This is a genomic window from Casimicrobium huifangae (assembly GCF_009746125.1).
Taxonomy (GTDB): Bacteria; Pseudomonadota; Gammaproteobacteria; order Burkholderiales; family Casimicrobiaceae; genus Casimicrobium; species Casimicrobium huifangae.
Map to the genome: position 1 here is coordinate 2846032 of NZ_CP041352.1, position 12900 is coordinate 2858931.

A 12900-nucleotide genomic window follows, 5' to 3' on the forward strand; every position below is an offset into this window, starting at 1 on the left:
CGGAATCGAGGCACTTGTCACCGAGCCAAGGCAACCCTCGATTCCACTTCGTTCCATCGAGGCTACGGTCGGCAGCGACGTATTGCCCCGTCAATACGTCTCCAGATGCAATCGTCCTTCGCGCCTCAGCTCGGCATGCAGTGCCTGCCAGTCCAGCCCATGCGCAATGGCAGTGTCGCGGAGCACATCCAGAACCCCAGTTTCCATGCCCTTGATGCCGCAGACATAGATGCAGGTATTTTTGTCCTTGAGTAGCGCAGCAACATCCGCCGCACGCTCCCGCATGGCATCCTGTACATAGCGCTTGGGCTGGTTTGGGGTGCGAGAGAAGGCGAAGTTGATGTCGATGAAGTCCTTGGGCAGATTCATCAGCGGGCCGAAGTAGGGCAGCTCTTTCTGTGAGCGGGCGCCAAAGAAGAGCATCAGCTTGCCGCCCTCACCCTTGTCGCGACGACGGCGACGGCGTTCGGTCATTGCGCGCATCGGTGCGCTGCCGGTGCCGGTGCAGATCATCAGGATATTGCTGCCCGCGTGATTGGGCATCAGGAAACTGGTCCCAAACGGACCGATCACCTGCACGGTGTCGCCCTTCTTCAGGTCGCAAACGTAGTTCGACGCCACGCCACGCACCGGCTTGCCGTCGTAGTCCTCGGTGACGCGCTTCACCGTCAGTGAGATGTTGTTGTAATTCGGTCGTTCGCCGTCGCGTGGGCTGGCGATCGAGTATTGCCGCGCATGATGCGGGCGACCGTTGGCATCCACACCCGGCGGGATCACGCCGATCGATTGCCCCTCGAGCACCGGGAACGGCGTGCTGCCGAAATCGAGCACGATGTGATGGGTGTCACTGTCGGTGCCGAGCTCGGTCACACGGAAGTTGCCGCTGACCGTGGCTGTGACCGGCGCCTTGTGCCCGTAAAGGTTCACATACGGATGCGCGGCCGACCACGGCGGAACCACAGCGCCGGCGCCAAGAGAAATCGCCGAATTGGCCTGCGCCAGTTGCTCGGCTTCGGCAGGCAACAGGTCCGCCACATCCGTGGCTGCCGAGGTGCCCGCAACCACGGGAATCTCAAAATGCTTCTGCGACGGCAGGATGTCCCAGGTCAATTGCTCGGTTGTGCTGTAGGCATCGGCGCGCAGCACATTGCGCCAGTTATCAATTGATCCGGTCGGGCACGGCGGGATGCAGGCCATGCAGGCGTTGCACTTGCTGGCATCGACCACGTAGTTGCGCGAGTCATGCGTGATGGCGTCGACCGGGCAGGTTTCCTCGCAGGTGTTGCAGCGGATGCAGATCTCGGGGTCAATCAGGTGCTGGCGGAGGACGGCGGATTCGACCGATTCGGTGGCTTCAGCAGTGGAGGTCATGGCAAATCTTTCGAATTGGCTTCAGCAATTGCCTGCGCGCCGACGCGCCTGCACAGGTGAGATTGAAGCGTAGAACAAACGCTGGCAGGCATTGGCTCTTTCGTGAAAGCCGCATTCAAATTGGGCCTAGGACCACAAAATCCATTTAGTCGACTTTCGGCGATTCGCTAGCGAAAGCCCAAACAAAACGGGGTTTCCCACAAAAAGCCAATGCGCCAAGTTAACCCGTCAGCCAGCGAAGCGACGCTGATCGGGTTGAACGCGTGGAGCGATTCGGGCGGCAAGCCGTCCCGAATCGCCTAGTTGAAGCGCACGTACTGGAAGTCGATTGGCTGGCGATTGATGCCCATCACCGGCGGCGCAATCCAGTTGGCAAACTTGCCCGGATCCACCACGCGGCCCATCAGTGACGCCACGAAGGCGCGATCTTCAGCGCTCGGCAGCCAGTGTTTCTCGTTGGCGGCCCATTCCGCCTCGGACACCACGCGACCATCCGGGCTCACCTTCACGCCCGAGAGCGTGCCAATCTTGCGGTTGAAGGCCTTGTGCGGCGTGACCAGGCGGAACGGTATTCCGGCCTTTTCGATGACCTTGTTCCAGCGATTGACGCCGCCGATCGAATCCTTGATGTAGTCATCGCGCAGCACTTCGTTCAGCGCGTTGAGCATCGGCACCTGGCGCTCGACCAGCTTACCGTCCTGCACAGCGAGCACGCCATACGTCTGGCCCTGCAAACGATGATCATCGTCGCGCTTGGTTTCTTCGAAGCGGCCCTTGAGACCACTGTTGTAGAAGATCGCAGCGTTGCTGGACTCATCGGCGCCGAAGAGATCAATGGTCACGCTGAAGTGGAAGTTGAGGTAGCGCTGGATCGTCTCCAGATCAATCACGCCTGCCGCACGAATCTTCGCCGGGTCGTCGGTCTTCAGCTGGTTCATCACGTCACAGGTGCGCTGGATCACGCGCGAGACACCGCTCTCGCCCACGAACATGTGATGCGCTTCTTCGGTGAGCATGAACTTGGTGGTGCGAGCCAGCGGATCGAAGCCACTCTCGGCCAGCGCACAGAGCTGGAACTTGCCGTCACGGTCAGTGAAGTAGGTGAACATGTAGAACGACAGCCAGTCCGGCGTCTTCTCGTTGAAGGCGCCCAGGATGCGCGGGTTGTTCTCGTCGCCCGAGCGGCGATCGAGCAGTGCTTCGCCTTCCTCGCGGCCGTCGCGGCCGAAGTACTTGTGCAGCAGGTAGACCATCGCCCACAGGTGGCGGCCCTCTTCCACATTCACCTGGAACAGGTTGCGCAGATCGTACTGGCTTGGCGCGGTCAGGCCAAGGTGACGCTGCTGCTCCACCGAGGCCGGCTCGGTGTCGCCCTGCGTCACGATAATGCGGCGCAGGTTGGCGCGGTGCTCGCCCGGCACTTCCTGCCACGCCGCTTCGCCTTTGTGCTCACCGAAATTGACCTGGCGGCCTTCGTCCTTCGGATTCAGGAAGATGCCCCAGCGGTAATCAGGCATCTTGACGTGGCCGAATTGCGCCCAACCCTGCGGGTCCACACTGATCGCGGTGCGCAGGTAAACGTCGAAATTCTGCGAGCCATCCGGCCCCATGTCGCCCCACCACGAGAGGTAGTTCGGCTGCCAGTGCTCAAGCGCGCGTTGCAGCGTCTTGTCCTCTGACAGATTCACATTATTCGGGATCTTCTCGCTGTAGTTGATGCTGCCGCTCATGGGGACACTCCTTGCTGGGTACTGTTCTGCAAACTGTGGATGGACTCGCCGGTTACACGCGATTCATGTCAAAGGCGGCCTTCTCGCCCTTGCCGTAGACCTTGAGCGCGCCTTTCTCGCCCACCGCATTGGGGCGCTGGAAAATCCAGTTTTGCCACGCAGTCAGACGACCGAAGACGCGGGTGACCATGTTCTCCTTGCCGTTGAAGCGCAGGTTGGCCTCCATGCCGGTCAGCGCGTCGGGCGACATGGCGGCGCGCTCTTCCAGCGCAATGCGCACCTCGTCGGTCCAGTCGATATCGTCCGGTGCCGAAGTGACGAGTCCGAGCGCGAACGCCGCATCGGCATCGAGCGACTGGCCCGCCTTCGCGCGGATCGCGTCGAGTACCGGCGCTTCTTCGTAGAAGCGGCGCTGCAGGCGCGATTGCCCGGTGGCCATCGGCAACATGCCAAAGTTCATGTCGCCCACGATGAGCTTCGGTGCCTTCGCCGCATCGTCCGGCAGCGCCAGCATGTAGCTGCGATCAGCCGCGAGCGCCAGTTCAAGGAAGGTGCCGGCGAAGCAGGAGCCGGGCTCGATCAGCGAGAACAAGCTGCGTGATGACACATCGATGCGCGAGAAAGTGCGACGGATCAAGCCAATCGTCTCGCGCACCAGCCAGTGATCCTTGAACTTGACTAGCGTGGCATCGCTGGCGAGCACCGCAGCGGCATCGCCTTCGGTTTTCAAAATCCAGGTGCCGATGTCCAGCTCATTGGTGCGCATCGACAGGATCGCATCGTCGAGCTCGCGTGCCATCGCCAGCGGCCACCACGCAGCGCCCTGGGCTTCAATGCCTTCGATGCTGTCCGGCGTTGCGGCCGTCGGCGCCTTGACTGTAAACGTGGCCTGACGCCGTGCACGATCAATGTTCACCGTTACGTTGGCGTAGGTGAGTGAATCGGCGCCTTCAGAGCGTTCAACGCGCGGCAGAGGCACGCCCTTGCCGGTGGCCGGACGATCACTCTTCGCTGCAAGCTCAAGCGCACGTGCCTTCACCCTTTCGGCAAACTGCGCCGGCTTGGCGATGTCATCCACCAGCCGCCAGTCTTTCGCTTTCTGGCCACGCACCCCCTCTGTCGTGGTGCAGAAGATGTCGGCCAGATCGTGGCGCACATGGCGCTTGTCAGTCACCCGCGTCAGCCCGCCGGTGCCCGGCAACACGCCCAGCAGCGGCACTTCTGGCAGCGAAACTGCGGACGAGCGGTCGTCAACCAGCAGGATTTCGTCGCAGGCCAGCGCCAGCTCGTAGCCACCACCCGCGCAGGAACCGTTCACGGCCGCGAGGAACTTGAGACCCGAGTTAGCACTGGAGTCTTCGAGGCCGTTACGTGTTTCGTTGGTGAATTTGCAGAAATTCACTTTCCACGCGTGGCTCGACACGCCCAGCATAAAGATATTGGCACCCGAGCAGAACACGCGGTCCTTGAGGCTGGTCACCACCACGGTGCGAACTTCGGGGTGCTCGAAACGGACGCGATTGACGGCGTCATGCAGCTCAATATCGACGCCGAGGTCGTAGCTGTTGAGCTTCAGCTTGTAACCAGGCTTCAGACCAGCGTTTTCGTCAACGTTCATCGCCAGCGTGGCGATCGGGCCGTCGAACGAGAGCCACCAGTGGTGGTATTTAGCCGGTTCGGTGCGGTAGTCGATCTTGCTGACGGCGGTATCAGCGATTGCTGCGGACATGGATCAGGGCTCCTCGGCTTTCTGCCTGCCTCTCCGGCTCAATTCGCCAGATTGCGCAAACGGACTATGTTCTGTGGCGCGGACCGGCCAGCATGCGTCACCAGTTTCGGCGTTTGGCGCAACAAGCAGGCCTCAATGACACGCATTATTGTGCATTTATTGAACCATGTCAAGCAACAAACTGCACTTTATTGCGTTTTTAGCGTCGCCGCTGTCACCATCGCCAGCAAGGCAGCGGCGCTTTCGTCGAGACTCTTGCCCGACGTATCGAAGGCAATATCCGCCTTGCTGTAGAAAGCGGCTCGCCCGGCAAGGATGCGCTTGAGGTCATCCATTGCCTCACCAAGCGCAGCCGCTGGCGTCTCGCGTCCGCTGGCAGCGGCGCCCGATCCGCTGGCCGCCATCGGCCGGAAGTCGCCCTGGGCAATCACCCGGCTCATATGCTCTTCGGGCGAGGCTTTGAGCCACACCGTGAAGCAATTGGCAAGCAGCAGATTGAAATTCGACGCATCCGACACGATGCCCCCCGGCGTCGCAATCACCGCATCCGGGTAGAGCTGGATAGTCTCCTCAAGCGCCCTGCGCTCGTAGCGCCGGTAGGCGTTGGGGCCGAGCAGATTGTGTATTTCAGTCAGACCACAGCCGGAGACCCGCTCAATTTCGCGGTTGAGTTCCACGAAGGGCGCATCCAGCGAGTCCGCCAGCCGCTGCCCGAGGGTGGACTTGCCGGCGCCGCGCAACCCTACCAGCGCAATGCGCCGCGAGCGCGCCGACTGGCTGCCAGCTTCGCCATAGGCTTCTGCCAGCGCCAGACGGCCGCGACGCAGCTCATCGTCGCTGCGATTGCGCAGCAAATCGCGAATCAACAGCCACTCTGGCGACGCGGTAGTTTCGTCACCCACCAGCTCGGCAATCTGGGTGTCGAGGGCATGTGCCACCTGACGCAGAATCAGCACCGAGGCATTACCCACCCCGCCTTCCAGGCTGGCCAGGTGGCGCTCCGACACATCCGATGCAGTCGCCAGATCGCGTCGCGTCATCCCCTTGCGCGCACGCAGCGAACGCACCCGTTCGCCCAGCGCGACCAGAAAGGCGTCGCGCACGTCGCCATCGCCCGATTGAACAATTTCCGGATCAGTGCGACGCACGGTGTTGCTCTCTTGCGGGTGCACCAGCCCGGCAGACGGAGACCCACAAGGACAATGTAATTGCTTGTCTGACCATAAAATGCATTATATTGCGTATTTCGCAAATGCGTTATTCAGCATTTTTCCCGAAAAGCAAGATCGCGGCAACCGGAACAGGACCATTTGATGACTGAATTGCTGAAGAACTTTGTCGCTGGCCAGTGGATCGCCGGCGCCGGCGCGGGAACGCTGCTGCGCGACCCGGTGACCGGTGCAGACCTGGTGCGCGTGTCGCGCGACGGACTCGACCTCGCCGCCGCCTTCAACTACGCCCGCAACGAAGGGGGTGCTGCGCTGCGGGCGATGACCTACGCCACCCGTGCCGCCCGGCTGGCCGACATCGTGAAGGTACTGCAGGCCAACCGCGACGCCTACTACGACGTCGCCACCGCCAATTCAGGGACCACGAAAAACGACTCGGCGGTCGACATCGACGGCGCCATCTTCACTATCGGGCAATACGCTCGCTGGGGAGCAGCACTCGGCGATCATCACGTGCTGGCAGACGGCGCCTGCATCAAACTGGGCAAGGAGAGCACCTTTGCCAGCCAGCATCTGCTGACGCCCACGCGAGGCGTGGCGCTGTTCATCAACGCCTTCAACTTCCCGTCCTGGGGCTTGTGGGAGAAAGCGGCTCCCGCCCTGCTCTCCGGCGTGCCGGTCATCGTAAAGCCGGCCACCGCGACGGCCTGGCTGACGCAGCGCATGGTCGCTGATGTCGTCGCAGCGGGCATCCTTCCGCCCGGTACGCTGTCGGTCATCTGTGGCAGCTCGGCCGGTCTGCTCGACCAGTTGCAGCCGTTTGATGTGCTGTCATTCACTGGATCTGCCGATACCGCAGCGGCGATCCGAGCTCACCCTGCCATTGCAGCCCGTTCGGTGCGAGTTAATATCGAAGCCGACAGCCTGAACTCTGCCTTGCTCCTGCCCGATGCCGCTGCCGACTCTGAAGCGTTTGCCTTGCTGGTGAAGGAAGTCGTTCGCGAGATGACCGTGAAGTCTGGCCAGAAGTGCACGGCGATTCGTCGCGTACTGGTGCCAGAACATCTCTACGACGCCGCAGCGCAGGCGATCTCGGCCAGACTAGCCAAGACCACTGTCGGCAATCCGCGCAACGAGGCAGTGCGCATGGGTTCGTTGGTGAGTCGGGAACATTATCAGTCGGCGGTTGACGGCATTGCCGCGCTCAGCCAGCAGACATCAGTGCTGCACGATGGCAAGCAGCATGCGCTGGTTGACGCTGATCCGGCAGTCGCCGCCTGCGTTGGGCCAACCCTGCTCGGTACGCGTGACCCGGACAGCGCAGACGTGGTGCATCGCACCGAAGTACTTGGCCCGGTGTCAACGCTGATGCCCTACCGCAATCTTGACCACGCCCTGACCCTGATTCGCCGTGGCGAGGGCTCACTGGTCGCCTCGGTCTACGGCGCCGACCCGGCCACGCTCGCGCAGGCTGGCACCGCGCTGGCAGACAGTCACGGTCGGGTGCATGTGATTTCACCAGCGGTCGCCGCGACCCACACCGGCCACGGCAACGTGATGCCGCATTCACTGCATGGCGGCCCCGGCCGCGCGGGTGGCGGCGAGGAGCTGGGCGGCCTGCGCGCGCTGGGCTTCTATCACCGTCGCTCGGCCGTCCAGGCAGACGCTGCGGTGCTGGACGCGATTGCCGCTGCCCCGTTTACCCTGTAGAACTTGTTGCAGGCTGGGCTAGATCGCGACTGGCGAAGACGCAAACACCGCCGCACCAAAGCCGACCGTGGCGACCGAATGAGGAGGACTTGATGACCCCGCAAACGCCCACAGCGCCGCCTGAGCGCTTCAACTTTGCACAACATCTGATCGAGCGCAATGCGACACGCGGTGCCAAAGCCGCCTACATTGACGACGCAGAGACACTCACTTACGCCGCACTGGCTGACCGTGTGCAACGGTGCGCGGCTGGCCTGCATGCACTCGGCGTGCGCCGCGAGGAGCGGGTGCTGCTGCTGATGCATGACTGCAATGACTGGCCGGTGAGTTTTCTCGGCGCACTACACGCGGGGATCGTGCCGGTGGCGGTGAACACGCTGCTGACCGTTGATGAGTACGCCTACATGCTGGAGCACAGCCGCGCGCAGGTGACGCTGGTCTCGGCAGCGCTGCTGCCAACGCTGCGGGCAGCGATGGCCAAGGCGCAACATGAGATCAGGACGATCATCGTGTCCCGGGGGAGCGAGCATGCGGCCGATGAAATCCCATTCCGCCAGTTCGTCGACAGCCACATCGCCGCCGTAGCCGCTGCCACCACGCATCGTGACGACATCGGCTTCTGGCTTTACTCGTCCGGGTCCACCGGGCGCCCAAAGGGCACCGCACACACGCACGCCAACCTGTACTGGACGGCCGAGCTGTACGCGGCGCCCGTACTCGGTCTCAGCGACGGCGATGTCTGCTTCTCGGCAGCCAAGCTGTTCTTCGCCTACGGCCTTGGCAACGCGCTGTCGTTTCCGCTGTCGGTGGGTGCGACGGTGGTGCTGATGGCCGAGCGACCGACACCAGACGCCTGCTTCAAACGCTTCACAGAACGACAGCCTACGGTTTTCTTTGGCGCTCCAACCGGCTACGCCGGCATGCTTGCCGCGCCGGGTCTGCCGGCGCGCGCCGACGTCGCACTTCGCATGTGCTCGTCAGCCGGTGAAGCGCTGCCGCGCGAGATTGGCGAGAAGTGGACCGCGCACTTCGGTTGCGAAATCATTGACGGCATTGGCTCCACGGAGATGTTGCACATCTTCCTCTCCAACCGCCCCGGCGACGTGCGCTATGGCACCACTGGCAAGGCGGTGCCCGGCTACGTAGTCGAACTGCGCGACGAAACCGGCCATGTGCTCACCGGCAGCGAGGAAGTGGGGGATCTCTACATCAGCGGCCCATCGTCGGCGCTGATGTACTGGAACAACCGCGAAAAATCGAACGACACCTTCCGTGGCGCCTGGACCAAGAGCGGTGACAAATACTTCCGCGATGCCGATGGCTACTACGTCTACGCGGGTCGCAGCGACGACATGCTCAAGGTAAGCGGGCAATACGTGTCGCCGTTCGAAGTGGAGTCCACCCTGATGCAGCACCCGGCGGTGCTCGAGTCGGCCGTGATCGGCGTCGATGACGAGAACGGCCTCACCCGCGCCAAGGCCTTCGTCGTGCTCAAGGACAAGAGCCTCGGCAGCGATGCGCTGTCGCTGGAATTGCAGACCTTCGTGAAAGCGAAACTCGCACCCTACAAGTACCCGCGCCAGGTCGAGTTTCTCGCCGAGCTGCCCAAAACGGCCACCGGCAAGATTCAGCGCTTCAAGCTGCGTGATCTCGAAAAGTCGCGCATCCAATGACGAATGTTGTAGCACTCGGCAACACGGGCTCGCCGCCGCTGCAAATCGAATACCAATGGGTCGGTACGGCTGATGACGCTGCGCCGCTGATTGTCTTCCTGCACGAGGGCCTCGGCTCGGTGGCGATGTGGCGGGACTTCCCTGCCCGCTTGTGTGAAGCGGCGGGCGCCCGGGGCCTCGTCTACTCTCGCCCGGGCTATGGCCGCTCGACGCCACGCCCGCACGGCGAGAAGTGGGGCGTGGACTTCATGCACTTGCAGGCTCGCGAGGTGCTGCCCGCGCTGCTCACTGCGCTCGGCATCAATGCGGCAACCGACAAACCCTGGCTGTTCGGCCATAGCGACGGCGGCTCCATCGCGCTGATTCATGCGGCGCTCTTCCCGGATCGCGTCGCGGGCGTCATCGTCGCCGCGCCGCATATCTTTGTCGAAGACATATCCGTCACCAGCATCGCGAAGACACGTGAGGTCTATCTGGCGACAGACCTGCGCAGCAAGCTCGCCCGCTATCACGACGATGTCGATTCCGCCTTCTGGGGCTGGAACGACATCTGGCTGGACCCGGCCTTCCGTACGTGGAACATCGAGGCGCTGCTGCCGAAGATCAGCTGCCCTGTGCTCGCGATTCAGGGTGTGGACGATGAGTACGGCACCATGTCGCAGATCGACGGCATTGCGAAGCAGGTGCCACAGGCACACTTGCTGAAGCTGGAGAATTGTGGCCACTCACCGCATCGGGATCAGGCGGACGCCGTGATTGATGCGGTTAAGACATTCGTTGCGTCGCCCCGGTAGCCGCGATGACGTGAAACGGAATCGAGGCATTTGTTCATCGAACCAGCGCCCAATTTGACGCCGCATCGATGCATCCAGTCGCCCCACTCTCACTCCACCCGCCAGCGCGGCAATGTCCAGTCCAGGCGGATGGCCAGCAGACGTAGCACGGTGGCCAGCAACCCGCCGACGGCCAGTGCAAGCGTCGGCATCTGCGCCATACGGTCGATGGCAACGACGACCCAGCCACCAACGAACGCGCAAACAGCGTACGGGCGGTGATCACGGAAGGCAGAGGGAATTTCGTTGCACACGATGTCGCGCAATACGCCGCCGAACGCGGCCGTCATGACACCCATCAGCACCGCGATCAGGCCCGGCATCTGGGCATCCAGCGCGATCTGGGTGCCGCTGGCAGCGAACAGACCCAGACCCAGTGCATCGGGCCACTGCATCGCCCGTTCAGTAACGCGAAAATGACGCGCCCGCAGCATCAGCATCGCCGCCGCACAGAGCGTGAGCAGCGCCCACACGTACCACTGATTTGCCACCCAGAAGAAAGGCCGCCGGTCGAGCAGCACGTCGCGCAGGGTGCCGCCACCAAACGCAGCAAGGAACGCGACCACCGCAATGCCCACGGCATCCAGCCGCTTGCGTGCCGCCTCGATGACGCCGGACAGCGCAAAGGCAGCCGTTGCGGCGATTTCGATGATGGTTTGCGCGGTAGAGAGCGTTTGTGTGACGAGCGGGTTCATGTGCTGATTTTCGTGCATTGATCCGCCCGCAGCCAGAAGCGGCATCACCGCTACCGCCCTGTGGACTGCTTGCCGCGATCAGGCGGCTCGTCCATCAAATAGACTGCGGGGCTGAAGCAAAGTCATCGCAAAGACATGAACAACAGGATTTTCCGGAGATCGTGCGCCGCCTGCATCGCGCTGGCCTTCACGGTGCTGACGCCACTGGCGCAAGCAGCCGATCAGGCCAAGGTGTTGCGGCTCTCTACCTCCACCGCCGAGACCAGCTACGACAACGCGTTTGCCTCGGACGAAAGCTCGCAGACCATCACCGAGCGCATCAATGAGCCGATGCTGGAGTATCACTATCTGGCACGCCCGGCGAAACTGGTGCCACGCACGCTGGAGGCGCTGCCGGCGATCAGCGACAACGGCGCCACCTTTCTCTGCAAGTTACAGAAGGGCGTCTTCTTCGCCGATGACACAGCGTTCCAGGGCAAGCCACGCGAGTTGACCGCCGCAGATTACGCTTATTCGTTGAAGCGCTTGCTGGACCCGGCGGTGAAGTCGCCCTGGCTGTTCCTTGTCGAAGGCAAGATCATCGGCGGGGACGAGGCGCGTGCCGCTGCTGCCAAAACTGGCAAGTTCGACTACGACACGCCGATGCCCGGCTTTGAAGTGGTGGACCGCTACACGCTGCGCATCCGGCTGAAGGCGCCGGACTACAACTTCGCGTATCTGCTCGCGATGCCCGCCACCGGCGCGTCGGCGCGCGAGGCGGTCGAACGGTACGGACTTGACTACGGCAGCAGCCCGGTCGGCACCGGCGCCTATCAACTGCTGCGAAGCGAGTACAAACGCGCCAGCAAGACCGTGCTGGTGAAAAACCCGAACTACCGCAAGCGCGTCTGGGACTGGGCATCGGACGCTGCCGAGGATCAGGCCATGGTCAAAGCGATGCGGGGCAAGGCGGTCCCGTCAATTGACCGCATTGAGGTGTATCCGATTGAAGAAGGCCAGGCGTCATGGCTCGCCTTTCTGTCGGGTCAGCATGACTATCTGCCCATCCTGCCGGCGTCGGTGTCCAACGTCGCCAAGAGCGAAGGCAAGCTGAAACCTGAGTACGCCCAGCAGGGCATTCGGCTGTTCCCGCGCATGAAGCCGAACGTCTGGTACACGATGTTCAACATGAACGACCCGATTACCGGTGGCTACACCCGGGAGAAGATCGCTTTGCGACGCGCGATCTCACTGGGGTACCCGCTCGACGAGCAGATCCGCGTGGTGTTCCAGGGTGACGGGCTGGCTGGCAAGGGCATCGTGCCGCCGGGCGTGGTCGGCCACGACGACAAGCGGCCGCGCGCCCATGTCTACGACCCGGCACTGGCGAAGGCCCTGCTCGACCGCTTCGGCTACAAGGACCGCGATGGCGACGGCTATCGCGAAATGCCGGACGGCTCACCGCTGATCATCCCTTACGTCGCGCGCACTTCAGGCATTGAGCGGCAGCTCGCCGAACTGTGGAAGAAGTCGATGGACGCCATCGGCATCCGCCTCGCCATCGAAACGATGAAGACACCCGACATGCGCAAGGCAGCGCGACAGGGCCAGGGCAAGATGACGCGCGAGGGCTGGAACGCCGATTACCCTGACGCTGAAAATTTCTTTCAGATGCTGATCAGCGCCACGGCGCAGCCGGGCGGCGAAAACTATGCGCGCTTCCAGTTCAAGGACATGGATGAGCGCTACGAAAAGATTCACGCCATGCCGGGCAGCCCGGCGCGGCTGCAGCTCATCAACCAGATGGAAGACATCGTCAAGTTCTACGCGCCGTGGATCGCGCCGTGGCATGACGTGCAGTACTACCTGGAGCAGCCGTGGGTGATGGGCTACAAGCAACACCCGATCGGGCACGACGCGTGGGAATTCATGGACATCGATACCGCGAAACTGCCGAAGCGGTAAGCAGTAAGGCCGCCGCCGCTTCGCGCCACGAATGCCGCGCCGACGG

General features: G+C 62.6%; 9 protein-coding genes. 4 read left to right on the forward strand and 5 right to left on the reverse strand.

The genetic code is table 11. The features are described from left to right. Positions 1–90: 90 nt before the first annotated feature. The 4 genes from boxA to FKL89_RS12860 form a co-directional block, all read right to left on the reverse strand. Positions 91–1371 (reverse strand): benzoyl-CoA 2,3-epoxidase subunit BoxA, encoded by a 1281-nt coding sequence (boxA, locus tag FKL89_RS12845; protein WP_156863193.1) that lies wholly within the window; start codon positions 1369–1371, stop codon positions 91–93. A gap of 299 nt (positions 1372–1670) precedes the next feature. Further along, complete coding sequence (gene boxB, locus FKL89_RS12850) at positions 1671–3101, reverse strand: benzoyl-CoA 2,3-epoxidase subunit BoxB (RefSeq protein ID WP_156863194.1); 1431 nt, start codon at positions 3099–3101, stop codon at positions 1671–1673. Positions 3102–3153: 52 nt separating this feature from the next. Continuing rightward, positions 3154–4830, reverse strand: coding sequence for a 2,3-epoxybenzoyl-CoA dihydrolase (gene boxC, locus FKL89_RS12855; RefSeq protein WP_156863195.1), 1677 nt, complete (start codon positions 4828–4830; stop codon positions 3154–3156). Positions 4831–5018: 188 nt separating this feature from the next. Next, positions 5019–5978, reverse strand: coding sequence for a helix-turn-helix transcriptional regulator (locus tag FKL89_RS12860; RefSeq protein WP_238363354.1), 960 nt, complete (start codon positions 5976–5978; stop codon positions 5019–5021). A 165-nt stretch (positions 5979–6143) separates the two neighbouring features. On the opposite strand from FKL89_RS12860, the gene FKL89_RS12865 reads away from it, so the two are divergent. The 3 genes from FKL89_RS12865 (at position 6144) to FKL89_RS12875 (ending at position 10176) form a co-directional block, all read left to right on the forward strand. Beyond that, on the forward strand, positions 6144–7709 hold the full coding sequence (locus tag FKL89_RS12865; protein WP_156863196.1) for a 3,4-dehydroadipyl-CoA semialdehyde dehydrogenase: 1566 nt from the start codon (positions 6144–6146) through the stop codon (positions 7707–7709). A gap of 92 nt (positions 7710–7801) precedes the next feature. Then, positions 7802–9382 (forward strand): benzoate-CoA ligase family protein, encoded by a 1581-nt coding sequence (locus FKL89_RS12870; RefSeq protein WP_156863197.1) that lies wholly within the window; start codon positions 7802–7804, stop codon positions 9380–9382. Further along, positions 9379–10176: an alpha/beta fold hydrolase gene (locus FKL89_RS12875; RefSeq protein ID WP_156863198.1), complete on the forward strand. Its 798-nt coding sequence runs from the start codon at positions 9379–9381 to the stop codon at positions 10174–10176. The genes FKL89_RS12870 and FKL89_RS12875 overlap by 4 nt, the downstream gene beginning before the upstream one ends. A gap of 89 nt (positions 10177–10265) precedes the next feature. Here FKL89_RS12875 and FKL89_RS12880 read toward each other — a convergent pair whose 3' ends face one another. Then, positions 10266–10910 carry a trimeric intracellular cation channel family protein gene (locus FKL89_RS12880; protein ID WP_156863199.1) on the reverse strand — a complete coding sequence of 215 codons (645 nt, stop codon included), beginning with the start codon at positions 10908–10910 and terminating at the stop codon, positions 10266–10268. 135 nt (positions 10911–11045) lie between these two features. On the opposite strand from FKL89_RS12880, the gene FKL89_RS12885 reads away from it, so the two are divergent. Continuing rightward, positions 11046–12854, forward strand: a complete 1809-nt coding sequence (locus FKL89_RS12885) for an ABC transporter substrate-binding protein (protein WP_156863200.1) — start codon at positions 11046–11048, stop codon at positions 12852–12854. Positions 12855–12900 lie beyond the last annotated feature (46 nt).